Below are 23,169 nucleotides of genomic sequence, written 5' to 3' on the forward strand. Positions count from 1 at the left end.
CGCTAAGACCTTGGCATTGCCATCTAAATAATGCGGCACGGGCGCAATATAGTTGCGCCCGCGCCAGCCCCTCGGTAACACTGTTTCGAGAGCGCTATACAGGGAGAGAGATATGGCACGAGTAGCATTGGTGACCGGCGGCACGCGCGGTATCGGGGCAGCAATTTCCAACGCGTTGAAAGCCGAAGGCTATGAGGTCGCCGCCAGCTATGCGGGCAATGACGAGGCCGCCGCCGCTTTCACCAAAGAGACCGGAATTAAAACCTACAAATGGAACGTCGCGGATTATGAGGCGTCCAAAGCAGGGATCGAGAAGGTCGAGGCCGATCTGGGCCCGATCGACATCGTGGTCGCCAACGCTGGGATCACCCGCGACGCGCCCTTTCACCGGATGACCCCCGAGCAATGGCATGAGGTCATCGACACCAATCTGACCGGCGTGTTCAACACCGTCCATCCGATCTGGCCCGGCATGCGCGAGCGTAAATTCGGCCGTATCGTGGTGATCAGCTCGATCAACGGGCAGAAGGGCCAATTCGCGCAGGTCAATTATGCCGCCACCAAAGCCGGTGATCTGGGGATCGTGAAATCGCTGGCCCAAGAGGGTGCGCGCGCCGGTATCACCGCGAATGCGGTCTGCCCGGGGTATATCGCCACCGAAATGGTCATGGCGGTGCCCGAGAAGGTGCGCGAGTCGATCATCGCGGGCATTCCCGCCGGGCGCTTGGGTGAGCCTGAAGAGATCGCGCGCTGCGTGGCCTTCCTCGTCTCGGATGATGCGGGGTTCATCAACGGCTCGACGATCAGCGCCAATGGCGCGCAATTCTTCGTCTGATCCAACACCACCGCAAAACGCAACGGCAGAGGGGGCATCGCCCCCTCTTTCCTTTCCATGGACCCCTCGGGCGAAGGCACTGATAATGCAGACCAATAAAGCCACCGCCATCGGGTTTTCGGCGGTGATCCTCTGGGCGCTTTTGGCCCTCTTCACCGTGGCCAGCGCGCCGGTGCCGCCGTTTCTTCTGTCGGCAATGAGTTTCGGCATCGGCGGTGTTATCGGGCTGGTCTGGCTGCTGTTCAGCGGCGATATCAAAGCGTTGCGCCGCGTCCCCCTGCGCGCCTATGTCTTTGGAACCTGCGGGCTGTTTGGCTATCACTTTCTCTATTTCAACGCCCTGCGCATGGCCCCCGCCGCCGAAGCCGGTTTGATCTGCTATCTCTGGCCGCTGTTCATCGTGTTATTCTCGGGCCTCTTACCGGGCGAGCGGCTGCGGCGTGGCCATGTGGCGGGCGCGTTACTGGCATTCGCCGGGGCCGCATTGATCGTCGGCGCGGGGATCGGCGCGGTCTCGGGGGCTCTGGCGGGCTATGGCGTGGCGTTTCTGGCGGCGCTGGTCTGGGCGGGATATTCGCTGGGCTCGCGGCGGTTGCGCCATATCCCCACCGGTGCCGTGGCGGTGTTTTGCCTTGCCACCGCGGTTCTATCCACCGTCGCGCATGTTGCTTTCGAGGCCACCCACTGGCCTATGGGCGCGATGGGCTGGTTGGCGGTGCTGGGTCTGGGATTGGGGCCGGTCGGATTGGCGTTCTACACTTGGGATATCGGCGTCAAAGCCGGGAATATCCAAGTCTTGGGAACCGCCTCTTATGCGGCGCCGCTTTTGTCGACGCTGGCATTGGTTGTCGCTGGAATGGCCAGCGCCAGCCTTTCACTGGCACTGGCGGCTGCACTGATTACCGGCGGGGCCGTGATGGCCGCGCGCGCCGGACAAGCGGGTTAGGCGCTTGCAAGTCGCGTGATCTCTTCTTTCAGTTTCAGCTTCTGCTTCTTCATCTCGGCAATCGCCAGATCATCAAAGCCGGGCGCGCGTTGCGCCTTTTCCACTTTCTCGGTCAAAACCTCATGACGGCGACGCAGTTCCTCAAGACGCGAAGTCAGCGACATGTATTCCTCCTGTTTTACGGGTGTCCGTCAGAGGAGTGCACCACAGATCGCAGGGTTTGTCACATGAATCCGGCCAAGGATTTACAGTAATTTCGCCGCATCCCCGGCGGGTGGCAGATTATTGCCAGTCGAGTGCCGCGCCATAGCGCAGGACCTGTTGCGCCTCGGGGGTGAAATCATCCCTGTCGTCAATATGTTGGGCGCCCTCGTGGATGATCAGCGGTGCCAGCAGGCGGAATTTGCCGCGCGCGCCCTTTCGCGCCTGCAGCAATATCCGCCCCGCAGGCCGCCCGACCCGCGCCGCCAGAGGCCGCACCGCGGTGGCGCCAGCGCGCGCGCCGATCAGTGCGAGGATCTCGGGCAGACGGTCGGCCAGATGGATCAATGTCAGATGCCCGCCCGGTGCCAATCGCTTGAGCGCGACATCAATCCAGAGGGCCAGCGGGGTTTCCTCATGGCGTCCGGCCGCGCGTTCGGGGTGCTGCGGCACCGGCGCATGGGCGGGATAGAACGGCGGGTTCACCAAAACATGATCGAACCCGCGTTTGAGCGGTAGCGGCAGAGCGGCCAGATCCTCGGCATGGATCTCGGCCGCGATGCCGTTGATCTGCGCATTGCGGCGCGCCAAATCGGCATAGCCCGATTGACGCTCGACACCGGTCAGCTGCAGCCCTGCAACCCGCCGCCCCAAGGCCAGCAGCGCCACGCCAACACCGCAGCCGAGTTCCAACACGCTCTCACCCGCGCGCGCAGGCACCGAGGCGGCCAGAAACACCGGATCGGTGGCCGCGCGGTAGCCGTGGCGCGGTTGCAATATCTGCAAGCCGCCGCCCAGAAACACATCCCGCGTCAGATCCGTTAACGCGGCACCCCCGGACGCCGCGCCATCCGCAATTTCAGTCATCCAACCGCACACCATTGTCGCGCAGAATCGCCCGCGCCATAAATTCATCTTCATCGCCCACAAACAGCCGCTGCGGCACAATGGCAAGCGCACTCATATGGACGTCGGCGGCAAAGGTCTCTATACCTTCGGCGGCAAGAAGAGCGGTTGCAAACGGGATGATTGTGGGATCAGACGTGCGCAGCAAAACTTTCATTCCGACACTAAACGCCAAGCTCAAAGGCTTGTCAAAGCAGGGTTTCCTTCACTGATGACTGCAACCGTCGCAAATCCGCTGGAACGCCTGACCGAAGTCCTGGGCGATGACATGGGGCGGGTGAACGCCCTGATCCGCGAACGTATGGCCTCGGAGAATGCGCCGCGCATTCCCGAGGTCACCGCGCATCTGATCGACGCCGGTGGCAAGCGTATCCGCCCGCTGCTGACCCTCGCCGCGGCGCGGGTCTGCGGCTATCAGGGCGACGCCCATGTGAAGCTGGCGGCGACGGTGGAATTCATCCATACGGCGACCTTGCTGCATGATGATGTGGTCGATGAGAGCGGCCAGCGGCGCGGGCGTCCGACGGCAAATCTGCTGTGGGATAACCAGTCCAGCGTGTTGGTGGGCGACTATCTCTTTGCCCGCGCATTTCAGCTGATGGTTGAGCCCGGAAATCTGCGGGCGCTGTCGATCCTGTCGAATGCGGCGGCGGTGATCGCCGAGGGCGAGGTGCTGCAACTGAGCGCGGCGCAGGATCTTTCCACCGATGAGGCGACCTATATGAAGGTCGTGCGCGGCAAAACCGCGGCGCTGTTTTCCGCCGCCACGCAGGTCGGGCCGGTGATTGCAGGCGCTGATGAGACGGTGGTGCAGGCGCTGTTTGACTATGGTGATGCGCTGGGGATCTGCTTTCAGATCGTCGATGATTTTCTCGATTACGGCGGTGCCGGTGCGGAGATCGGCAAGAACCTCGGCGATGATTTCCGCGAGCGTAAACTGACCCTGCCGGTGATTCGGGCGATTGCCATGGCCGACGCCGAAGAACGCGCGTTCTGGGAGCGCACGCTGGGCAAGGGCGTGCAGAATGACGGCGATCTGGAGCGGGCGATGGCGATTTTGACGGCCCGTGGCACGCTGGAGAGCACGCGGCAGACGGCGCTGGATTGGGCGAATAAGGCGCAAGCGGCGCTGAACGCCCTGCCCGCGCATCCGATGCGCGCGATGCTGATTGAACTGGCGCAATTTGTCGTGCGGCGGGCGAGTTAACCGGCTTTTTACTCGGGCGAGCCGTAGCTGCGGGTGGCGCCGATGAACCACTCGGGCCGCGCGAGCGCCTTCGCGGCGTGGTCACGTTGGGCTTCACTGATGAAGATGCCGAAACAGGTCGCGCCCGAGCCGGTCATCCGCGCCAGCAGACAGCCCGGTTGCGCCGCCAGAGCGTCGAGCACCTGATCAATCACCGGCAGCAAGTGCCGCGCCGGAGGTTCCAGATCATTGCGCTGTGAGGCCAGCCAATCGCAGAGTTCACGCGCATCGCGCCACATTGGCAATTGCGCGGGCATCGGCGGATTATTCTTAGTCTCCAATACCTTGAAGACTTCCGGTGTCGGCAGGCCCTGCCCCGGATTGACCAGCAGCATCCATAGGGGCGGCAGATGCGCCACCGGAGTGACCGCCTCGCCCAAGCCCTGCATGCGCGACGGCACAGGCGCGGCCAGACAGACCGGAAGATCCGCGCCCAGCGTCATCGCCTGCGCGGTATCAGGCAGCGCGGCGCCGGTTTTTTGTGCCAAAAGCCGCAGGGTGGTCGCCGCATCGGACGATCCCCCGCCCATGCCCGAGGTCACTGGCAGGCGTTTGTCCAGGGTGATCGCCGCGCCCGCTTCACCCATCAAACGTGCGGCGCGGAGCACCAGATTGTCAGGCTCGGCGGCCAGACCGGCGGCCTGCGCGCCAGTGATTTCGAGCGACAGCGCATCGGCCTCGCGCAGGGCGATCTCATCGCCCAATTCGGTGAACACCACCAGCGAATCCAGCAGATGATAGCCATCAGAGCGTTGGCCGATCACATGCAGCGTCAGGTTGATCTTGGCCGGAGCCAGCGCGGAAACTTCGGTCATCACTCGGTGTCTGCGGGCGCCAGACGCAGCGGCGGCTCGTCAAATTCCTCGCGCGCGGCCTCGAGCCCGATGTCGAGCTTGCGGTAGATCAGCTCGCTATTCATGTCTTCGCTCGGCCCAAACGACAGCGCACGGCGCCATTGGAACCGCGCCTCGCGTTGGCGACCAACCACCCAATAGACATCGCCCAGATGGTCGTTGAGGATCGGATCGGTCGGCTCCAATTCCACCGCGCGCTCCATATGCGGCACTGCCTCCTCATAACGCCCGAGGCGGAACAGCGCCCAAGCCAGACTGTCGGTGATATAGCCGCTGTCGGGTTCGGCGGCGACGGCGCGTTCGATCATCTCCAGCGCCTCGTCGAGGGATTCGCCGCGTTCAACCAGCGAATAGCCGAGGTAATTCAACACCGTGGCCTGGTTCGGCTCGATTTCCAGCGCGGCGCGGAAATCGGCCTCGGCCTCGGGCCAGCGGCGCGAGCGTTCATAGGCCACGGCGCGCGAGAACCACGTCTGCCAATTCGGCGAGATGCCCTGCGCCTCCATCAACGCGAAGGCTTGGGTATAGGAGGTGATCGCCGCGTCAAACTGGGTATCGCGGCGCTGGAAATCGCCCAGAACCTGCACCGCGACATGGGATTGCGGGTGTTCCGCCGCCAGATCGGTGAGTTCGGCAATCGCTGCCTCCATATCGCCCAGCGTTTCCAGCACCTGCGCCTGCCCCATGCGCGCGGCCATGCTGAAGCCGTCACCCTCGGGAATGCTGGCGTAGGCGTCGAGCGCCTGTTCGGGCTGGCCAAGGTCTTCGAGGATCTGGCCGATCATCAGTTGCGCATCGGTCAGCGCGGGGTTCACCCGCACCGCGGCATGGGCGTAGATCAGCGCTTCATGCGGGTTTTGCGCCGAGCGAATCGCATTGGCCATTACCGCCAGCACCTCGGCCATGCCTTCGGCGGGGGTGGTGATCAGGTCAAAGGGCAGCGCGTTCTCCGCCTCATAGGCGGCGCGCATCGCGGCAACGCCTGCATCGGTGGAGCCGGCGAAAACCGCGTCGATCAGGTCAAGCGCGTCGTCAAACCGCTGCGACAGGCCCAAAAGCTGCGCATAGGCGTGATAGCCGCGCCGGTTGAGGGTCTGGGCGACACCGTCCTCGGGGGCCTCGATGATCGCCAGCGCGCCCTCGACATCGCCGACCAGCGACAGCGCCAATGCGCGGCAATAGCGGGCGAAAGCGGCCATGCCCGGCTGGCTGGAAAGCTCGTCCAAGAGGTCCAGCGCCTCGGACATCCGCCCCTCCCCCATATGCGCCCAAGCGCGCGCCAGCTCATCGAGCAGCGGGTGGATTTCAACCTCGCCCTCGGTGATCGCCAGTGCGGTGGCGTAGTCTTCAGATTGGAAGGCTTCGGCGAGCAGGATCAAGGCGGCGGCGCGGTTGCTGGGGTCCAGCGCGGCGAGATGCGCGGCGTGTTCGGCGGCGCGGTCATACTCGCCGATGGAAAACGCCGAGACCGAGGCATTTTCCAGCGCGCCAAGGTTGTCGGGATTGGTACGCAAGATGCGCTCAAGATAGGGGATCGCGCGGGCCATATCATTGCGCATTCCGGCTTCGCGGGCGGCCAGAAACGCCCCCGCCGTGCCCTGCGCCGCACCCTCGGTGGCGCTGCTTAATCCAAGGGCGCCGATCAGAATACCGACGGCAAGCGGGCGTAAATTCATCAGTCGGGGCAAGATTTTCTCCCGGTGTGTGCGGCCAAATGCAGCCGTATCACCCAAGATGTAGCCGCCCATACCGGCAAGAGCAATCGCCCTGCCGCCGCGAAATCGCCGCGCGCGATCACGCCCGCGTCAGGGCAAGGGGTTCAAGCCGGTGACGCGGGACATGCGCTGCGCTTACATATTGGGGTAATTCGGCCCGTCCCCACCCTGCGGCGTGGTCCAGTTGATGTTCTCGCTGGGGTCCTTGATGTCGCAGGTCTTGCAGTGCACGCAGTTCTGGAAATTGATGACGAATTCTTTTTTGCCATCCTTTTCAACCACTTCATACACGCCTGCCGGGCAATAGCGCTGCGCCGGTTCGTCGAACTTGGGCAGGTTGACCGCAATCGGGATCGAGGGATCCTTGAGCTTCAGATGCGCGGGCTGCGATTCTTCGTGGTTGGTGGCGCTGAAGGCGACGTTGGTCAGCCGGTCGAAGGACAGCACACCATCGGGGCGCGGATAGTCGATTTTCTTGAATTTCGCCGCCTCGCCGGTGGCTTTCGCGTCGTTCTTGCCGTGTTTGAGCGTGCCGAACAGCGTGAAACCCAGCGTGTTGGTCCACATATCCAAACCGCCCAGCGCCAGCGAGGGCAAGAGCCCCCATCTTGACCACATCGGCTTGACGTTGCGCACTTTTTTCAGGTCTTTGCCAATCGGGCCGTTGCGCAGGGTCTCTTCATAGGCGGTCAATTCATCGCCCGCGCGGTCGGCTTTGATCGCCTCGAACGCGGCCTCGGCGGCCTCGATGCCGGAATGCATCGCGTTGTGGTTGCCCTTGATCCGCGGCACGTTGACCAGACCGGCCGAGCAGCCCAGCAAAACGCCGCCGGGGAAGGTGACTTTGGGCACCGACTGCCAGCCACCCTCGGAAATCGCGCGGGCGCCGTAGGCCACACGTTTGCCGCCCTCGAGCAGGTCGGCGACCATCGGGTGATGTTTGAAGCGCTGGAATTCCGCATAGGGGTAGAGATGCGGGTTCTGGTAGTTCAGATGCACCACGAAACCGATCAGGATCTGATTGTTTTCAAAGTGATAGATGAACGACCCGCCGCCCGCGTTATTGTTCAGCGGCCAGCCCATGGTGTGGGTGATCGTGCCCTCTTTGTGTTTCTCGGGGTCGATCTCCCAGATTTCTTTCATCCCGAGGCCGAATTTCTGCGGGGATTTGCCCTTTGACAGCTCATATTTCGCCAAGATTTCCTTGGCCAGCGAGCCGCGCACACCCTCGGCGATGAAGACATATTTGCCGTGCAATTCCATGCCCGGCTCATAGTTCGGCCCTTGGCTGCCGTCCGGCTCTTTGCCGAATTCGCCGGCCACCACGCCTTTGACGCGGTCGCCCTCATAAACCAGTTCCGAAGCGGCCATGCCTGGGAAAATCTCGACGCCCAGTTCTTCGGCCTGTTCGGCCATCCAGCGGCAGACATTGCCCATCGAGACAATGTAATTGCCGTGGTTGTTCATCAACGGCGGCATCGGGAAATTGGGCACGCGAATGCCGCCCCCCTCGCCGAGCATATAGAAGTTGTCCTTGGTCACCGGCACATTAAGCGGCGCGCCTTTTTCCTTCCAGTCGGGCATCAAGCGGGTCAGCCCCGAGGGATCAAGCACCGCGCCCGAGAGGATATGCGCGCCCACTTCCGAGCCCTTTTCCAGCACCACGACCTCAAGATCGGCGTCCAATTGCTTGAGCCGTATCGCCGCCGAAAGCCCCGCGGGGCCGGCTCCGACGATAACGACATCATATTCCATCGCTTCGCGTTCGATCTCGGACATGGTGGCTCCTGCTGTTGGCGTCTGGCTGGGATGTTAAATGCGCGTCTAACGCAATATTCTTTCGCGTCTGGATAGCCTTTGCACCCCGCTGCGGTCAATTGGGACTGCGCGTAAGAATCGCCCCCGCGCAATCTATTTGCATAATCCGCCACGGCCCGCCCCCAGTGCTGCACTCGGTGCTGCACCCGCCCGCGCATGTTCAGCGCTGGGGCTTGCATTTCCCTCGGCCTTGCTGTCATGCTAACGAAACGAGACGTCATTGCCCTCGGCTTTTTGCCGTGGGCTTTTCATTTATATGCGAGGGCAGATGGAAAAGTTTCCCCTGACACGCCGTGGCTTCGAAACCCTTGAGGCAGAATTGCGCCAGCTTAAAAGCGTGGAGCGTCCAGCGGTGATCAAAGCGATCTCGGATGCGCGCGAGCATGGCGATCTGTCCGAGAATGCAGAATATCACGCGGCGCGTGAAAAGCAGAGCTTCATCGAGGGCCGCGTCAAAGAGCTTGAGGGGCTGATTGGCCGTGCCGAAGTGATTGATCCGGCAAAGCTCTCGGGCGCGATTAAATTCGGTGCCACGGTGACGATTGCCGATGAGGACACCGACGAAGAGCGCACCTATCAGATTGTCGGCGAGGCCGAGGCGAATATCGAAAAGGGATTGCTGAACATCAAATCCCCCATCGCCCGCGCCCTGATCGGCAAGGAAGAAGGCGATTCGGTCGAAGTGCGCACCCCCGGTGGCGAGCGCAGCTATGAAGTGATCTCGATCGCGTTTCGTTGAGCGTCGGCATGCCCGATCGCCAGATAAAACCACCGCAAATCCCGCGCGCCACTGACAGCACCACAGCCGCAGCGGCGCGCGATAGCAGCGCGCCGAAACAGGCCAAACGCAAGGGTATCTCGGGCGAGGTGCTGGCCTTTGTGCTGTCGCTGGTCTGGCTGGTTATGCTGGCGACGGCGTTTCGAGTGCTGGGGCTACAGGGGCGGCAAATCTCGGACACTTTAGGGCTGATCGTCGTGGTTCTGGCGGTGTTCCTGCCGATTGCGCTGATCTGGCTGGCGGTTCTGGTGCTGCGTGCGGCGCGGGATATGCGCGACGAATCCAAACGCCTGCATCTGACCGTCGAAAGCATGCGGCGCGGCTGGATCCGCGACCAGCAGGCGGCCGGTCTGGCGCTGAAACCCACGGTCGAGGAAAAGCTCGACGAGATCGCCGCCGCGCAACGCAATCACGAGACCGCGCTGGCGATGTTTTCGACGCGGCGGGTGCCCTTGGGATCGCGCCTGCCCCGCCCCGGCAACCCCGGCAATCCGCGCGCCGAGGGCGATGAGGACGGCGAGGGGGACAGCACGCAGCCGGTTCTGGCGCTCGATAATCCTTTGTCACTGGTCGCGCCGGTCGAGACCGATGATTTCATCCGCGCGCTGCATTTCCCCGAGGACGAAAGCGACGAGGCCGGTTTCGAGGCGCTGCGCCGTGCGATGCAAAACCACGCCGCCGCCGAGTTGATCCGCGCCGCGCAGGATGTTCTGACCACGCTCTCGCAAGAGGGTATCTATATGGATGACCTGCGCCCCGACCGTGCGCGTCCCGAAATCTGGCGCGCCTTTGCGCAGGGTGCGCGGGGGCGTGAGGTGGCGGCACTGGGCGGCATCCGCGACCGCTCGTGTCTGGCGCTGACCTACGGGCGCATGCGCTCGGACCCCGAGTTCCGCGATTCCTCGCATAGGTTTCTGCGCGCCTTTGACCGGCAGTTCGCGGTGTTCGAGGCGCAGGCCAGTGACGGCGATATCGCGCGGTTTGCCGAGACCCGCTCGGCCCGTGCTTTCATGCTTTTGGGTCGCGTGACCCGTATTTTCGGATGACCCCTATGCCCTCCCCCTCCAGCGAGACGCCCAATGCGCGGCGCGCCTTCTGGCGCGGCTACCGCAATGCCCTGCCCTTCGTGTTGATCGTCGCGCCATTCGGGTTGGTGTTCGGCGTGGTCGCGCTGGAGGCCGGATTTACCGTCTCGCAGGCGATGGCCTTTACCATCGGCACCTATGCCGGTGCCGCGCAATTGGCCGCGATCCAGCTGTTGACCGAACAGGCACCGCTGGCAATCGTGATCTTTACCGCGCTGGCGGTGAATGCGCGGATGGCGATGTATTCCGCCGCGCTGGCGCCGCATCTGGGGCAGGCGCCGCTCTGGCAGCGGGCGATGCTGGGCTATTTTATGGTCGATCAGACCTATGCGCTCTCGGCGATTGAATACGAGAACCGCCCGCGGATGAGCCTTGGCGAGAAGGTCGCCTATTATATGGGCGTCGCGGCGCTGGTCTGGCCGACTTGGGTGGCGGCCTCGCTGGTCGGGGTGATTGCCGGCAATCTGATCCCCGATTGGGTGCCGCTGGGCTTTGCCGTGCCGATTGCCTTCACCGCGATGATCGGCCCGATGCTGCGCACCATGGCGCATGTGGCGGCGGCGCTGATGTCGGTGGTGGCGGCGCTATTGCTCAGCGGGGTGCCCTATTCCTTGGGGCTGATTTTGGCGGCGCTGCTGGCGATGGGCACCGGCGCTTTGGTCGAAAGCTGGATGGTGAAACGGGGAACATGGACATGAGCGCGACACTGACCATCTGGGTGATGATTGTGCTGATGGCGATCGGCACCTTTTTGCTGCGGTTCTCGTTTCTGGCGCTGATCGGCAAGCGCGAGCTGTCGCCACGGGTGCAGCGTCTCTTGCGCTATACGCCCGTCGCGGTGATCCCCGGATTGATGGCACCGCAGATCTTCCTGCCGGAACTGGGCGAGAGCATGCCCGATCCGGCGAAACTGATCGCGGCGGCGGTGACCCTGCTGGTCGGTGTCTGGACGAAAAACGTCATTGCCGCGATGGTCGCCGGTGTGGCGGTGCTGGCGCTGCTGTCGTATTTGATGTGACCCTGTGCGCCGCCCATGGCGCGCCGTGAGCGCGGCTTATTGGGTGTATTGCTGGCGCTCGGTGGGTTCGGCGTCGGAATAAATCCGCTCTTCGGTCACGCCCGGCACCTGTGCGAATTGCTCGGACAGGCGGTTCGGGTAGAAGGAGGGCTCGAAGCCTTCAAAGCCGGGCACCTGCCGCAGCACATCAAAGATCGAGCGCGCGCAATAGGCATCGGCGACGGGGCCGTTTTGCTCGGCCAGCCGCAGGATATATTCGGCGGTGGCGGGCGGCACCTCAAGATGCTGGATACGCACGTGATGGGTGCGCCGCGCGTGGTAATAGGTATAGCGAAACAGCTGTCGCGGGGTGATGCCGTAATGGACATCATGCCGCTCGGGCGACTCAGGGTGGGTCCATGAGCCCGCCGGATCAAACAGCACCCGCTGGCTGGCGTTGATCAACAGCGCCGCATGCTCGCCGCGCCCGCTCTCGTTGTTGATCACGTTGTAAACCACGATTTCGGTAGGACCGTCATGCACATAGCGCGCGGCGATCACATCCTCTTCGGGGGCCCAGACCACGGGTTTGGTGCAGGCGGCCAATATCAACACCGAGCAAAGAGCCAGAAGGCGCGTGAGATGCGTCATGGAAGGGTCCTATATCGTTGTGATGGGTGGCCGCGCCTGCGCCACAGAGACGACCGGCGGCGATTGCGCCGGTCGCAGAGGCTTAGGCGCCTACCAGAGCCAGAAAGATCAGCGTGCCGATCACCACGGCAAAGGTGATTGCCCCGAAGCGCAGAAACCCGTGAAAGGTGGCTTCTTGGGCGCTGGTGTCCATGGATCCGTGCTCGTGTTCCGACATGATGTCTCCTATTCGGTCGTGTGTTGAGATTCGTTTAGCGGATAGGGCGCGCTCTGTCACCCGCATTTGCGGTTCATGAGCGATCCGGCGAGGTTACGCGGAGGCCTTGTGGCCCGTGCCGCTTAGCGCCTGCCATTCCCAAGCGCCCGCTGCGTTGCGCTGCCGCGTCACCCGCCCCTGCACCAAGAGATGGTTCAAATGCGCCACCGATTCGACCAGCGCCATGCCGTAAGCGGCGCCCTCGATCTCGCGTTTGAACAGCGGCATGAAGCATTGCGCGGCGGTTTTCGGCTCTGTCAGATGCGCCTCCAGCCGGTCCAGCGCGCCCTCATGGTTCTCGACCATCTGCCGCAGCCTGAGCGGCAGGCCGGTGAACGGCAGTTTATGCCCCGGCAGGATCAGTTGCTCGTCCGTGGCATAGGCGCCCAAGCGGCGGCAGGAGACGATCCAGTCGCTGACCGGATCGGCGTCGGGCTCAGTCGGATAGACGCCCAAATTGGCCGAAATCCCCGGCAGTAGCTGATCGCCACCGAGCACCAGATTATCCGCCTCGCTCCAGAAGGTCGCATGTTCCGGCGCATGGCCGTCGCCCGTGCGCACCTGCCAGTCGCGCCCGCCCATATGGATGCTGTCGCCCTCTTTGATGCGGGTGAACCCCAAGGGCATCGGCGCCACCACATCGGCAAAATTGAACGGTTTTTCCGCCAGACGCTGGGCGATAATCACTTCCGGCATGCCCGCACCGCGCCAATAGGCGACGGTTTCGGGCACCGGCGCGCTATGCACATCCAGCAGCAACATCCGCCCGAACAACCAAGCGGTGCGGGTGGTGACCAGTTCCGCGCCATGCTCGGACTGGAACCAGCCCGCGAGGCCGATGTGATCGGGGTGGTGATGGGTGATGACGATGCGGTTGATCTTGCGCCCGCCCAAGGGGCCCTCGATCAGCCGGGTCCAAGCCGCGCGGGTTTTGCCGGTGTCGAAACCGGTGTCGATCAGGGTCCAGCCGTCACCGTCATCCAACGCAAAGACATTGACGTGATCGAGCTGCATCGGCAGCGGCATCCGCGCCCAGAGGATCCCCGGCGCGACCTCAATCGCCTCGCCAAGCTCGGGTGCGGTTTCAAATGGATATCGGATGCCGCCCATCTCGGCGCGGTCTGCGAGTTTGGTCATGCGCTTTCCAGATCCTCGGGCGAAAGCGCGTAAAGCTGCTCGGCTCCGGCGCGGGCCTGCACCAAGAGCGAGCTATGCTCGGGCAGGATGCGGTCGATGAACACTTTCGCCAGCCGCGCGCGGGCGCCTTGCGGGTCGGCAATCGCGGCTTTCAAGTGGTAATGCGCGCCGAGCACACGGGCAAAGGCGCGCAGATAGGGCACGGCACCGGCGTTGCGGGTGTTGGCGTCCTGCGCGACCAGCCATTCGGTCGCCTCGCGCAGGGTTTCGGCCGCGTCCCAGACCGGATTGGCCAGTTCCGCCAGCTGCGTGCGCGCGTTCTCGGCGCAATCCTCGACCTCTTGCAGCAGCCGGAAGGCCGCCTCGCCGCCGTCCATCATCTTGCGCCCGACAAGGTCCATCGCCTGAATGCCGTTGGTGCCCTCATAGATCGGGGTGATCCGCGCATCGCGGAAGAATTGCGCGGCGCCGGTTTCCTCAATGAACCCCATGCCACCGTGGATCTGCACCCCCATGCTGGAGACTTCGCAGCCGATATCGGTGCCATGCGCCTTGGCGATCGGGGTCAAGAGCGCGGCGCGGGCCTGCCAATGCGGGTCATTCCCGGCCTTGGCCATATCCATCGACAGCCCGCAGGCCAGCGCGATGGCGCGCACGGCGAAAATCTCGGCTTTCATCGTCGCCAGCATCCGGCGCACATCGGCGTGGTCGATGATCGCGCCCTTGCCCAGCGGGGTTTTGCCCTGCACGCGGTCCTGCGCATAGGAAAGCGCGTGTTGATAGGCGGCCTCGGCGACGCCGATGCCCTGCGCGCCAACGCCGAGGCGGGCGTTGTTCATCATCGTGAACATCGCCGCCATGCCGCCGTTTTCCTTGCCGACCAGCCAGCCTTTGGCGCCTTCAAAGCTCATCACACAGGTGGGCGAGCCGTGGATGCCGAGCTTATGCTCCAGCGACACCACCCGCAGGTCATTGCGCTCACCGGGGTTGCCGCCCTCATCAGGCAGGAACTTCGGCACCATGAACAGGCTGATCCCGCGCGTGCCCGGCGCACCATCGGGCAGCCGCGCCAGCACCAGATGGCAGACATTCTCGGCGACATCATGATCGCCCCAGGTGATAAAGATTTTCTGACCGGTGACCGCATAGCTGCCATCGCCGTTCGCGGTGGCCTTGGTGGTCAGCGCGCCGACATCCGAGCCCGCCTGCGGCTCGGTCAGGTTCATCGTGCCGGTCCAAGCGCCCGAGGTCAGTTTCGGCAAGTAAAGCGCCTTGAGTTCGTCACTGGCGTGATGCTCCAGCGCCTCGATCTGGCCCTGGCTGAGCAGCGGGCAGAGTTGCAGCGCCAGACAGGCGCCCGACATCATCTCGTTCATCGCCGTGTTCAGGGTCTGCGGCAGGCCCATGCCGCCAAACTCGGGATCGGCACTGATCCCCAGCCAGCCACCCTCGGCAATCGCCTGATAGGCTGATTTGAACCCCGGCGAGGTGCGCACAATGCCGTTTTCCAGCACCGCGGGCGTCAGATCACCGGCGCGGTTGACCGGCGCCATCACGTCATCGCAAAGCCGCCCGAGTTCGGTCAGGATCGCATCGGTGGTCTCGGCGTCGGCCTCGGCGAAGGTCTCGGTCTGCGCCAATTTCGCATAGGCCAGCACATGGTCCAGCAGGAACCGGAATTCGGCAACGGGCGAGGTATAGGGCATGGGGAGAACTCCGGTGGCAGGGGCAGGATCATCGCGGCAACAGTGCTGGTTCGGCTTTTAAAGCCATCGAAACGCTTGGCAAGCCGGACCTTGGGCTGTATCCGGCAAGTTAAAGATATTCGCCAGTCAGACAAATCAAAACGCAGCGTCACGGCCTCCGGTTTCGCCGGTTTTGCCGCCAGCTGCGGGGCCGATGAAACCGATGCTGCAGACCCTCACCCTGCCCGACACCGCAGACGCAATCGCCCAGGGCGCGGCGATCCTGCGCCGTGGCGGGCTTCTTGCCCTGCCCACCGAGACCGTCTACGGGCTCGCCGGTGATGCCTGTAATGATCACGCGGTGGCGGGGATTTTCGCGGCCAAGGGACGGCCCAGTTTCAACCCGCTGATCGTGCATCTGGCGGCTCTCGAGCAGGTGCCGGATTACGCCGATCTCACCCCTTTGGCGCGCCAACTCGCCACCGCCTTCTGGCCCGGCCCGCTGACCCTGGTGCTGCCCCTGCGCGCGGGCTCCCCGCTCTCGCCCCTGGTCACCGCCGGTCTCGACAGCGTGGCGATCCGCCTCCCCGCGCATCCCACCGCGCGGGAGTTGCTCACGGCGTTCGGCGGGGGGATTGCCGCGCCTTCGGCGAACCCTTCGGGGCGGATCAGCCCGGTGACCGCGCGCCATGTGCTGGACGGGCTCGACGGGCGTATCGACGCGGTGATCGACGCGGACGCTTGCAATGTCGGTGTCGAATCCACCATTCTCGACGCCCGCGGAGACACCCCGCGCCTGTTGCGCGAAGGGGGGCTTGCCGGTGAGACCATCGAAGAGGCGCTCGGCACCAGATTGCTGCCGCCCGAGACCTCCGGCGTTACCGCCCCCGGCCAGCTCGCCTCGCATTACGCCCCGCGCGGGCGTGTGCGGCTGGACGTCACCAAACCCGACCCCGCCGAGACCTATATCGGCTTCGGCCCGACAGAGGGCGCGGCTTTGACGCTGTCTGCCTCCGGTGATCTCACCGAAGCCGCCGCCAATCTGTTTCATATCCTGCATAAAGCCGACGCAGAGGCCGGACCGGAGGGCAGCATCGCCTTCGCCCCGATCCCCGAGATCGGCCTTGGCCGCGCGATCAACGACCGCCTGCGCCGCGCCGCCGCCCCGAGATAAGCCCCCTCATCTTTGTGCCAGAAATATCCTCGGGGGTCCCCAAGGGGGTGGAAAACCCCCTTGGCCGCGTATGGGGCGGGCCCCATGCGGCGCGCGGGGGCTCGATGCCCCCAAGCGCCGCCCCTATAGTGCCCGGTTACCCGCGCAGAACGCCGCCCGTGGCTTTCGCCACTTTGTCGATGATCTTGGCGCTGACCGTGGCAAGCTCTTCCTCGGTCAAGGTCTTCGCTGTCGGCTGCAGATGCACGGTGATCGCCAGCGACTTTTTGCCCGCGCCCATCTGTGCCTCGGCCTTTTCGCCGGCAAAGACGTCAAACACCGAAACCCGCTCGATCAGCGCTTTATCGGCGCCCTGCGCGGCGTTGACCACGCTGAGCGCTTCGACCTCGGCGTCAACGACAAAGGCGAAATCGCGATCCACCGCTTGCAGGTCGTTCATCACCAGGGCGGCGCGGGTCGAGGTGGCTTTGCGCGGCAGCGGCACCGCGGCGGGCAGGACGCTGAACGCCACCGCCGCGCCTTTGATGCCGTAGGCTTTCAGCACCTTCGGGTGCACCTCGCCGAATGTCGCCAGCGCCAGTTTCGGCCCCAGCGTCAAGCGACCCGCGCGGCCCGGATGGAACCACTCGGCGACCTTGCGGTCGGCCTGCATCCGCGCCGGTGCGCCCAGCGCCTCCAGCACCACTTCGGCATCGGCCTTGGCGTCATAAAGATCCACCATGCGGCGGCTTCCATGGGGGTCGCGGGCGGCATTGGCGCCGACCAGCAGACCGGTGGCATGCACCGCCTCTTCGCCCGGCTCGCCACCGCTAAACACCGGCCCGAGTTCAAACAGCGCCAGATCCATCGCCCCCCGCGCCTGATTGCGCGCGGCAGCCTGCAACAGGCCGGGCAGCAGATCGGGGCGCATATGGGTCATCTCGCTCGAGATCGGGTTTTGCAGCGACATGGCGTCAGAACCGCCGCCAAACAGCTGCGCCGAGTCGCGGTCGATGAAGCTGTAGGTGACGCATTCATGATAGCCGAGTTCCGCAATCGTGCGCCGCGCGAGGCGTTCGCGCTTTTGCATCGGCGTGAGGATCGGCGCCGGCACGCCCGGCGTCGGGCGCAGCAAGGGCTTGCCCTCGAGTTTGCTCAGCGAGGCTATCCGCGCCACTTCCTCGACCAGATCGGCCTCGCCCAAAACATCGGGGCGCCAGCTTGGCGGGGTCGCCATATCGCCGTCCAGCGTAAAGCCAAGCGCCTCCAGCGTGGCGCGCTGCTCGGCTTCTGGGATCTCCATGCCGACCAGACTGGCCACGCGTGTCGCGTCGAACTTATAGGCGCGGCTGGTGTCGGGCACGGCGCCATCTTGCACCACGTCGCCCGGCTCACCGCCGCAGAGTTCCATCACCATGCGGGTGGCCAGTTCCAGCCCGGGCAGGGTGAAGTCAGGGTCCACGCCGCGCTCGAAGCGGTAGCGCGCATCCGAGTTGATTTTCAACGCGCGGCCGGTCGTGGCGACGGTGATTGGGTCCCAATAGGCGGATTCGAGGAACACATCGACGGTCTCTTCGGTGCAGCCGGTGCGCTCGCCGCCCATGATACCGGCGATGCTGGCGACGCCCTCAGCGTCGGAAATCCCCATCATAGCTGCTTGCAGCGTGTAGGTTTTATCATCCAGCGCCGCGATGTCTTCGCCACCATCCACCGGATGGATGCGCAACAGGTCGCCCTGCAGTTTGCCGACGTCAAACGCGTGCAGTGGGCGGTTCAGCGCCACGGTGAAGAAATTGGTGATATCGACCAGCGCCGAAATCGGCCGCAGCCCGATCGCCTTGAGCCGCTGTTGCAGCCAGAGCGGCGAGGGGCCGTTTTTGACGCCGCGGATCACCCGTCCGGCAAACAGCGGGCAGCCCTTTTCTTTGAGCGAGGCCTCGATCTCCACCCGCAGCGGGCTGGCGAACTGGCCCTCGACCGGCGTCACATCGAGAGGTTTCAACGTGCCGAGACCGCGCGCGGCAAGGTCGCGGGCAACGCCGCGCACGCCCAGCGCATCGGGGCGGTTCGGGGTGATCTTGATATAGATCATCGGGTCGTTGAGACCGGCGTAATCAATATAGCGCACGCCGACCGGCGCATCCTCGGGGAGTTCGATAATCCCGTCATGCTCGTCGCTGAGTTCCAGCTCGCGCTCGGAACAGAGCATCCCGTTCGAGGCCTGCCCGCGGATCACCCCGGGTTTCAGGTCAACGCCGGTGCCGGGCACATGGGTGCCGACGGGCGCAAAGACACCCAGCATGCCGGTGCGCGCATTGGGTGCGCCGCAGACGACCTGCACTTCTTCGGCGGCGCCTTCCGGCCCGTCGGGATAGGTTTCGACGCGGCACAGGCGCAGACGGTCGGCGTCGGGATGCTGCGCGGCCTCGATCACGCGGGCGATGCGGAAGGCGCCCAGCGTGGCGACCGGGTCCACGACTTCTTCGACTTCCAGACCCAGATCGGTCAGCGCCTCGACAATCTGATCAAGGCTTGCGTCGGTTTCCAGATGCTCCTTGAGCCACGATAGGGTGAATTTCATCGCCAGACCTTAGGTTTAATCACGCGTTCGCCGCTCTGTTAGCCCATTCGGACAGGCAAGAAAAGCAGGCAGTCGAGGTCAAAACGCCCTGCCCGCCCGCAAGTCGGCCCAGCACCACCTAGCGCAGCGGCAAAAGCCGCGTGCTCTCATAGCGGCATTCGCGGCGCAGGGTGGCGGCGTCGCACAGGCGCGGCTCCAGATCGCGGGTCAGACAGACGCGCAATTCCACCATCTCGCCACCGGGGCAGGAGGTCACCAGCATGTCATGGGTCAACCCGGGGTTGGCCTCGATAAAGGCGGCCTCAATGACATCGGGATCAATCTCGAATTCGCGGGTGATCGCCTCGAAGACCTCGGGCAGCGCGATTTGATCCACCGCATGGCGCACCAGCCGGTAGTAATTGCGCGACGAGAGGCCTGTGCAGCGCCCGTGTTTGTTCCACTGGTGCCATGCCGCGCCCGACGCGCCAAAGAGATCCGCCTGATCTGCGGTTTCGCGGCGCGAGGGGTTGCGTTCATTGGTGGTGCAATATTCGGGCCAGTCGCCGCGCGCATGCTGCGGCCAGAGCCCGTGGACTGCCCAGCCGATGGCGCTGTCGTCTTCGCAGCGCGGATCATCGCGGGCGTCGCCGTCTTCGGCGCAATAGGCGGGGATCCAGCTGAGCGCGAGGAGATAGTGGTCAAACTCCCCCGCGTGGTTCTGCGCCTGTGCGGTGGGCGCGGCGAAAAGGCCCAGCGCGGCGATAATCGGCACAAGGGCGCAAAGCAGTCGATGGGTTGGGCGCATTTTCTCTTTCCTCGGATGGGCAAGGGGCTTATATACGCTCCATTCCCCGAAATCGAGGATGCACGGCCCGGCGGTCGTGGCTGGTTCGCCCAGCAGGCGCGCCGGCATGCGCGCCCCTCGCACGATGTAAGGACCGAAACGATGGCAAAACCCCTGATGGCCAAAGCCACTGCCGTCTGGCTTGTGGACAATACGACGCTCGGCTTCAAGCAAATCGCTGATTTTTGCGGCCTGCACGAACTTGAGGTGCAGGGGATCGCCGATGGTGACGTTGCCACCGGCGTGAAAGGCTTTGACCCGATCGGCCACAACCAGTTGGACGAGATCGAGATCAAAAAGGGCGAGGCCGATCCGCGTTATGTGCTCAAGCTCAAGCATAACCCCGCCGCTGTCGGCGAGGAAAAGCGCCGTGGACCGCGTTACACGCCGCTCAGCAAGCGTCAGGACCGCCCGGCGTCGATCCTCTGGCTGGTGAAATTCCACCCCGAGCTGGCCGATGCGCAGATCCGCAAGCTGGTCGGCACCACGAACCCGTCGATTCAGGCGATCCGCGAGCGCACGCATTGGAATATCCAGAATATTCAACCGATTGATCCGGTTGCTCTGGGTCTGTGCCGCCAGTCGGAACTGGACGCCGAAGTCCAGAAAGCCGCCAAGAAAAAGGCCGCCGAAGGTGGCGTGATGAGTGACGACGAGCGTCGCAAGCTGGTCTCGACCGAGCAGTCGCTCGAGATGCCCGCCGAGCCGCGCCTGCCCAGCAATATGGAAGGGCTTGAGGCCTTTACCTTGGGTGGCAGCAAAGCCGCGGATGACGACGAGAAGAAAGACAAGGTCGATTATTCGGACGCGGACAGCTTCTTTAACTTGCCCGATGATGCCGAAGACGAGAGCGACGAGGACGATAAGGCCTGAGCCTGCGCCCGCGTTTGATGAGTTTAGATGGCCCCCGGATGCTGATTCGGGGGCCGTTTTCTTATCTGAGACATAGCGCGGGGGCGGGCCGGTTGAATCTCGCACCGCAACGCGCGACACTCGCTTTCCCCTGAGATATGGCCCCGAGACATGGCGAACCTGCACCGATTTTTCCATAGCGACAGCGACGCCCAAGGGCTGGAGGCGCTGGTCGGCGATCTGCGCCAGCGCGAATTGCGATTCGTCGCTTTGGATGTGGAAACCGCCAATGGGTCGGCGGCGAGTATTTGCCAGATCGGGCTGGCCTGCACCGCCAGCGACGGGGCGATGACCATGCTGGATGTGCTGGTCGACCCCGGCGGTGTGTTCCATGATTTCAACAGCGACTTGCACGGGATTGATGCGCGCAAGGTGCGCCATGCCCCTGACTTCGCGCGGGTTTTACAGCCCCTGCGCCCGCTGCTTGAGGCGTTTCCACTGGTCCAGCACAGCGGCTTTGACCGGCGGGCGATGAATGCCGCCTGTGATGCGGGGCGGATCCCGCCGTTGGCCAGCACTTGGCATGACAGTGTGCGGATTGCGCGGCGCGCGTGGCCGCAACTCAAGGGCAATGGCGGGCATGGGTTGGCCAGTCTCAAGGAGTTTCTTAACCTCGAGTTCCGGCACCATGACGCCGCCGAGGATGCCCGCGCCGCTGCTTTGGTGGTGCTGGCCGCCGAGAAAGCCACCGGTCACAGCTTTGATCTGCTTGCTGGTCCGACACCGCGCACGCGCTCTGCCAAACCTTCCGCACCACGGCGGACGGCAGCGCGTGAAGGCAACCCGCAGGGCGCGCTTTACGGGTTTAGCCTCTGTCTGACCGGCAAGCTGCGGGTATCGCGGATGGCGGCGGCGGAGATGGCCGCCGAGGTCGGGCTCAAGGTGGTGTCGCGCGTCGAGCCCGGCCTGTCGCTGCTGGTGGTGGGTGGCACCAATGCGGATCAGGAACTGCCGCTGGGCCAGACCGCACCGGCGCGCAAGAGCAGCAAACTGCGGCAGGTCGAGGCGATGATCGAGGCCGGTCACCGCACCCGCGTGCTGGATGAAGAGGCGTTTTTCGCGCTTTTGGACGCTGCCAAGCCGCGCTGATCAGCCGCCTTCGCCCGCCGGTTCCGCGGTGTCGTCTGCTGTTTCGGCAATGTCCGGCTCGACCAGCACGCCCATTTCCCAGCGGCCCGAGACCACCTGCCCCGCCGCATAGCGCAATTCGCCCTGTCCGACGCGCTCGCCATTGACGAATTCGCCCTCATAGACGTCGCCCGAGGCATAGGTGGCGGTGCCGCGCCCCTCGATGCGCCCGCCGCGCCATTGGCCGGTATAGGTGAAACCGTCGGCCAGCGTGATCGTGCCCTGCCCCTCGCGCTCGCCATCGACAAAGGCGCCCTCGTAGCGAGTGGCATCGGGGTAGACCATCACGCCCTGCCCCTCGCGCACACCGGCGTTGAACCCGCCGACATAGATCCGCCCGTCAGGGTATTCCATCCGGCCCTCGCCATGCGGACGGCCCGAGCGGAATGCGCCCTCATAGACCAGCCCCTCGGCCATCCGCGCGCGGCCTTGGCCTTCCATCCGGCCTTCGACCCATTGGCCGGCGTAGCCGGTGCCATCGGCATAGGTGATCGTGCCCTCGCCATCCGGCACCCCGTCGCGGAACTGGCCCTCGTAGCGCGCGCCATCGGGGGCGGTCATCACACCGCGCCCGTCGATCCGGTCGGTGACCCATTCGCCGCTATAGACATGCCCGTCAGCAGCGGTCAGCCGCCCCTGCCCGTGGCGCAGATCATCAACGAAAGCGCCCTCATAAATGCTGCCATCGGCAAGGATCAACCGCCCGACGCCCTGCAACATCCCCTGCGAGAAGGTGCCCTCGCGGCGGTCGCCATTGGGCATCCGCAGCACGCCGGCACCGTTGAGCATATCCTCGGACCATTCGCCATCGTAAACCGTGCCATCGGGGCGGGTCAGACGGCCTTCGCCGTGGCGCTGGTCGGCGAGCATGCCGCCGACATAACTCGAGCCATCGGGATAGGTGATCGTGCCCTGCCCCTCGCGCTGGCCATGCGCCCATTCGCCGTCATAGCGCAGCCCGCCGGGGCGCTCCATCACGCCGCTGCCATGGGGCTGGCTGTCGTCGAAGTTGCCGGTATAGACCACGCCGGTCACATAGCGCCGCGTGCCTTGGCCCATGATCCGGCCCGCGTCCCAATTGCCCTCGTAAGACGAGCCATCGGCAAAGACCATGCGCCCCTGCCCATGCGGGCTGCCATCGAGAAACGCACCCTCATAGACCGAGCCATTGGGATAGCGCGCGGTGCCGGTGCCGGTGATCTCGCCCTGCGCCCATTCGCCGGTGTATTCAAAACCGTTGGGCAGGCGGTAGGTGCCCTGCCCGTGCTGCAACCCGTCCAGAAAGGTGCCCTCATAGATGCCGCCATCGGGATACTGCCGGGTGATGACATCGCTGAGATCCTGCGCCGCTAAGGGACCGGCCAACATGAGGGCCAGAACACCAGCAGCCAAGACCGGGTTGGGTCGCTTCGTCATAAATTCCATCCCTTTAGGTCGCTTCCAGGCGCAGCTTTCGATC

Annotated in this window: 23 protein-coding genes; 10 read left to right on the forward strand and 13 right to left on the reverse strand. The window is 64.3% G+C overall.

Annotation, left to right across the window (positions count from 1 at the left end; all coding sequences use genetic code 11):
• Positions 1-112 precede the first annotated feature (112 nt).
• Both phbB and yddG read left to right on the forward strand, forming a co-directional pair.
• Positions 113-835, forward strand: a complete 723-nt coding sequence (gene phbB, locus DDE20_RS03145; RefSeq protein ID WP_116556960.1) for an acetoacetyl-CoA reductase — start codon at positions 113-115, stop codon at positions 833-835.
• Positions 836-920: 85 nt separating this feature from the next.
• Positions 921-1,781, forward strand: coding sequence for an aromatic amino acid exporter YddG (yddG, locus tag DDE20_RS03150; protein WP_116556961.1), 861 nt, complete (start codon positions 921-923; stop codon positions 1,779-1,781).
• Here the strand turns inward: yddG and DDE20_RS03155 are convergent.
• The 3 genes from DDE20_RS03155 to DDE20_RS03165 all read right to left on the reverse strand — a co-directional run bounded on the left by DDE20_RS03155 (position 1,778) and on the right by DDE20_RS03165 (position 3,045).
• A complete protein-coding gene (locus DDE20_RS03155) occupies positions 1,778-1,945 on the reverse strand; it encodes a YdcH family protein (protein ID WP_116556962.1) in 168 nt (55 codons plus the stop codon). The two genes, yddG and DDE20_RS03155, sit on opposite strands and share 4 nt — an antisense overlap.
• A 118-nt stretch (positions 1,946-2,063) precedes the next feature.
• Positions 2,064-2,849 carry a tRNA1(Val) (adenine(37)-N6)-methyltransferase gene (locus tag DDE20_RS03160; RefSeq protein ID WP_116556963.1) on the reverse strand — a complete coding sequence of 262 codons (786 nt, stop codon included), beginning with the start codon at positions 2,847-2,849 and terminating at the stop codon, positions 2,064-2,066.
• Complete coding sequence (locus tag DDE20_RS03165) at positions 2,842-3,045, reverse strand: putative signal transducing protein (RefSeq protein ID WP_116556964.1); 204 nt, start codon at positions 3,043-3,045, stop codon at positions 2,842-2,844. The genes DDE20_RS03160 and DDE20_RS03165 overlap by 8 nt, the downstream gene beginning before the upstream one ends.
• A gap of 54 nt (positions 3,046-3,099) precedes the next feature.
• On the opposite strand from DDE20_RS03165, the gene DDE20_RS03170 reads away from it, so the two are divergent.
• Complete coding sequence (locus DDE20_RS03170) at positions 3,100-4,095, forward strand: polyprenyl synthetase family protein (RefSeq protein WP_116556965.1); 996 nt, start codon at positions 3,100-3,102, stop codon at positions 4,093-4,095.
• An 8-nt stretch (positions 4,096-4,103) separates the two neighbouring features.
• Here DDE20_RS03170 and DDE20_RS03175 read toward each other — a convergent pair whose 3' ends face one another.
• The 3 genes from DDE20_RS03175 to DDE20_RS03185 form a co-directional block, all read right to left on the reverse strand.
• Entirely contained in the window at positions 4,104-4,949 is an 846-nt protein-coding gene (locus tag DDE20_RS03175; protein WP_116556966.1) for a 4-(cytidine 5'-diphospho)-2-C-methyl-D-erythritol kinase, read from the reverse strand.
• The gene (locus tag DDE20_RS03180) at positions 4,949-6,676 is read right to left on the reverse strand and encodes a tetratricopeptide repeat protein (RefSeq protein WP_165814405.1); all 1,728 of its coding nucleotides are present in this window, start codon (positions 6,674-6,676) and stop codon (positions 4,949-4,951) included. The genes DDE20_RS03175 and DDE20_RS03180 overlap by 1 nt, the downstream gene beginning before the upstream one ends.
• Positions 6,677-6,838: 162 nt before the next feature.
• The gene (locus DDE20_RS03185) at positions 6,839-8,482 is read right to left on the reverse strand and encodes an electron transfer flavoprotein-ubiquinone oxidoreductase (RefSeq protein WP_116556968.1); all 1,644 of its coding nucleotides are present in this window, start codon (positions 8,480-8,482) and stop codon (positions 6,839-6,841) included.
• Between the two features lie 307 nt (positions 8,483-8,789).
• Between DDE20_RS03185 and greA the strand changes: the two genes are divergently transcribed.
• Genes greA through DDE20_RS03205 form a run of 4 tightly spaced genes read left to right on the forward strand, consistent with a single transcriptional unit; the run spans position 8,790 to position 11,402 of the window.
• Entirely contained in the window at positions 8,790-9,260 is a 471-nt protein-coding gene (gene greA, locus DDE20_RS03190; RefSeq protein ID WP_116556969.1) for a transcription elongation factor GreA, read from the forward strand.
• A gap of 8 nt (positions 9,261-9,268) precedes the next feature.
• Positions 9,269-10,345, forward strand: a complete 1,077-nt coding sequence (locus tag DDE20_RS03195) for a hypothetical protein (RefSeq protein ID WP_240607821.1) — start codon at positions 9,269-9,271, stop codon at positions 10,343-10,345.
• Positions 10,346-10,350: 5 nt separating this feature from the next.
• A complete protein-coding gene (locus DDE20_RS03200) occupies positions 10,351-11,082 on the forward strand; it encodes an AzlC family ABC transporter permease (protein ID WP_116556970.1) in 732 nt (243 codons plus the stop codon).
• Entirely contained in the window at positions 11,079-11,402 is a 324-nt protein-coding gene (locus DDE20_RS03205; RefSeq protein WP_338066502.1) for an AzlD domain-containing protein, read from the forward strand. The genes DDE20_RS03200 and DDE20_RS03205 overlap by 4 nt, the downstream gene beginning before the upstream one ends.
• Positions 11,403-11,438: 36 nt before the next feature.
• On the opposite strand, the gene DDE20_RS03210 is transcribed toward DDE20_RS03205, so the two are convergent.
• From DDE20_RS03210 to DDE20_RS03225, 4 genes are all read right to left on the reverse strand, one after another.
• Positions 11,439-12,032, reverse strand: a complete 594-nt coding sequence (locus DDE20_RS03210; protein WP_116556972.1) for a hypothetical protein — start codon at positions 12,030-12,032, stop codon at positions 11,439-11,441.
• Between the two features lie 82 nt (positions 12,033-12,114).
• A complete protein-coding gene (locus tag DDE20_RS03215) occupies positions 12,115-12,249 on the reverse strand; it encodes an aa3-type cytochrome c oxidase subunit IV (protein ID WP_116556973.1) in 135 nt (44 codons plus the stop codon).
• A gap of 93 nt (positions 12,250-12,342) precedes the next feature.
• Positions 12,343-13,425: an MBL fold metallo-hydrolase gene (locus DDE20_RS03220; protein ID WP_420812351.1), complete on the reverse strand. Its 1,083-nt coding sequence runs from the start codon at positions 13,423-13,425 to the stop codon at positions 12,343-12,345.
• Positions 13,422-15,131 carry an acyl-CoA dehydrogenase gene (locus tag DDE20_RS03225; protein ID WP_116556974.1) on the reverse strand — a complete coding sequence of 570 codons (1,710 nt, stop codon included), beginning with the start codon at positions 15,129-15,131 and terminating at the stop codon, positions 13,422-13,424. The genes DDE20_RS03220 and DDE20_RS03225 overlap by 4 nt, the downstream gene beginning before the upstream one ends.
• A 202-nt stretch (positions 15,132-15,333) precedes the next feature.
• On the opposite strand from DDE20_RS03225, the gene DDE20_RS03230 reads away from it, so the two are divergent.
• Positions 15,334-16,284 carry an L-threonylcarbamoyladenylate synthase gene (locus DDE20_RS03230; protein ID WP_240607822.1) on the forward strand — a complete coding sequence of 317 codons (951 nt, stop codon included), beginning with the start codon at positions 15,334-15,336 and terminating at the stop codon, positions 16,282-16,284.
• A 136-nt stretch (positions 16,285-16,420) separates the two neighbouring features.
• On the opposite strand, the gene pheT is transcribed toward DDE20_RS03230, so the two are convergent.
• Both pheT and DDE20_RS03240 read right to left on the reverse strand, forming a co-directional pair.
• Positions 16,421-18,844, reverse strand: coding sequence for a phenylalanine--tRNA ligase subunit beta (pheT, locus tag DDE20_RS03235; protein ID WP_116556976.1), 2,424 nt, complete (start codon positions 18,842-18,844; stop codon positions 16,421-16,423).
• Between the two features lie 118 nt (positions 18,845-18,962).
• Entirely contained in the window at positions 18,963-19,631 is a 669-nt protein-coding gene (locus DDE20_RS03240; protein WP_116556977.1) for a ribonuclease T2 family protein, read from the reverse strand.
• A 141-nt stretch (positions 19,632-19,772) separates the two neighbouring features.
• Here DDE20_RS03240 and DDE20_RS03245 point away from each other — a divergent pair, with 141 nt between their 5' ends.
• Both DDE20_RS03245 and DDE20_RS03250 read left to right on the forward strand, forming a co-directional pair.
• Positions 19,773-20,543, forward strand: coding sequence for a DUF1013 domain-containing protein (locus DDE20_RS03245; protein WP_116556978.1), 771 nt, complete (start codon positions 19,773-19,775; stop codon positions 20,541-20,543).
• Between the two features lie 150 nt (positions 20,544-20,693).
• A complete protein-coding gene (locus DDE20_RS03250; RefSeq protein ID WP_116556979.1) occupies positions 20,694-21,671 on the forward strand; it encodes an exonuclease domain-containing protein in 978 nt (325 codons plus the stop codon).
• On the opposite strand, the gene DDE20_RS03255 is transcribed toward DDE20_RS03250, so the two are convergent.
• Positions 21,672-23,126, reverse strand: a complete 1,455-nt coding sequence (locus DDE20_RS03255) for an MORN repeat-containing protein (protein ID WP_116557246.1) — start codon at positions 23,124-23,126, stop codon at positions 21,672-21,674.
• Positions 23,127-23,169: the final 43 nt, after the last annotated feature.

It is taken from the genome of Pararhodobacter oceanensis, assembly GCF_003076755.1.
Taxonomy (GTDB): Bacteria; Pseudomonadota; Alphaproteobacteria; order Rhodobacterales; family Rhodobacteraceae; genus Pararhodobacter; species Pararhodobacter oceanensis.

Excerpts from the sequence above, each read along its gene's own strand:
- phbB (WP_116556960.1), top strand. The coding sequence starts at position 113 with ATGGCACGAGTAGCATTGGTGACCGGCGGCACGCGCGGTATCGGGGCA.
- yddG (WP_116556961.1), top strand. The coding sequence starts at position 921 with ATGCAGACCAATAAAGCCACCGCCATCGGGTTTTCGGCGGTGATCCTC.
- DDE20_RS03155 (WP_116556962.1), bottom strand. The coding sequence starts at position 1,945 with ATGTCGCTGACTTCGCGTCTTGAGGAACTGCGTCGCCGTCATGAGGTT.
- DDE20_RS03160 (WP_116556963.1), bottom strand. The coding sequence starts at position 2,849 with ATGACTGAAATTGCGGATGGCGCGGCGTCCGGGGGTGCCGCGTTAACG.
- DDE20_RS03165 (WP_116556964.1), bottom strand. The coding sequence starts at position 3,045 with ATGAAAGTTTTGCTGCGCACGTCTGATCCCACAATCATCCCGTTTGCA.
- DDE20_RS03170 (WP_116556965.1), top strand. The coding sequence starts at position 3,100 with ATGACTGCAACCGTCGCAAATCCGCTGGAACGCCTGACCGAAGTCCTG.
- DDE20_RS03175 (WP_116556966.1), bottom strand. The coding sequence starts at position 4,949 with ATGACCGAAGTTTCCGCGCTGGCTCCGGCCAAGATCAACCTGACGCTG.
- DDE20_RS03185 (WP_116556968.1), bottom strand. The coding sequence starts at position 8,482 with ATGTCCGAGATCGAACGCGAAGCGATGGAATATGATGTCGTTATCGTC.
- greA (WP_116556969.1), top strand. The coding sequence starts at position 8,790 with ATGGAAAAGTTTCCCCTGACACGCCGTGGCTTCGAAACCCTTGAGGCA.
- DDE20_RS03195 (WP_240607821.1), top strand. The coding sequence starts at position 9,269 with ATGCCCGATCGCCAGATAAAACCACCGCAAATCCCGCGCGCCACTGAC.
- DDE20_RS03200 (WP_116556970.1), top strand. The coding sequence starts at position 10,351 with ATGCCCTCCCCCTCCAGCGAGACGCCCAATGCGCGGCGCGCCTTCTGG.
- DDE20_RS03205 (WP_338066502.1), top strand. The coding sequence starts at position 11,079 with ATGAGCGCGACACTGACCATCTGGGTGATGATTGTGCTGATGGCGATC.
- DDE20_RS03210 (WP_116556972.1), bottom strand. The coding sequence starts at position 12,032 with ATGACGCATCTCACGCGCCTTCTGGCTCTTTGCTCGGTGTTGATATTG.
- DDE20_RS03215 (WP_116556973.1), bottom strand. The coding sequence starts at position 12,249 with ATGTCGGAACACGAGCACGGATCCATGGACACCAGCGCCCAAGAAGCC.
- DDE20_RS03220 (WP_420812351.1), bottom strand. The coding sequence starts at position 13,425 with ATGACCAAACTCGCAGACCGCGCCGAGATGGGCGGCATCCGATATCCA.
- DDE20_RS03225 (WP_116556974.1), bottom strand. The coding sequence starts at position 15,131 with ATGCCCTATACCTCGCCCGTTGCCGAATTCCGGTTCCTGCTGGACCAT.
- DDE20_RS03230 (WP_240607822.1), top strand. The coding sequence starts at position 15,334 with ATGCTGCAGACCCTCACCCTGCCCGACACCGCAGACGCAATCGCCCAG.
- pheT (WP_116556976.1), bottom strand. The coding sequence starts at position 18,844 with ATGAAATTCACCCTATCGTGGCTCAAGGAGCATCTGGAAACCGACGCA.
- DDE20_RS03240 (WP_116556977.1), bottom strand. The coding sequence starts at position 19,631 with ATGCGCCCAACCCATCGACTGCTTTGCGCCCTTGTGCCGATTATCGCC.
- DDE20_RS03245 (WP_116556978.1), top strand. The coding sequence starts at position 19,773 with ATGGCAAAACCCCTGATGGCCAAAGCCACTGCCGTCTGGCTTGTGGAC.
- DDE20_RS03250 (WP_116556979.1), top strand. The coding sequence starts at position 20,694 with ATGGCGAACCTGCACCGATTTTTCCATAGCGACAGCGACGCCCAAGGG.
- DDE20_RS03255 (WP_116557246.1), bottom strand. The coding sequence starts at position 23,126 with ATGACGAAGCGACCCAACCCGGTCTTGGCTGCTGGTGTTCTGGCCCTC.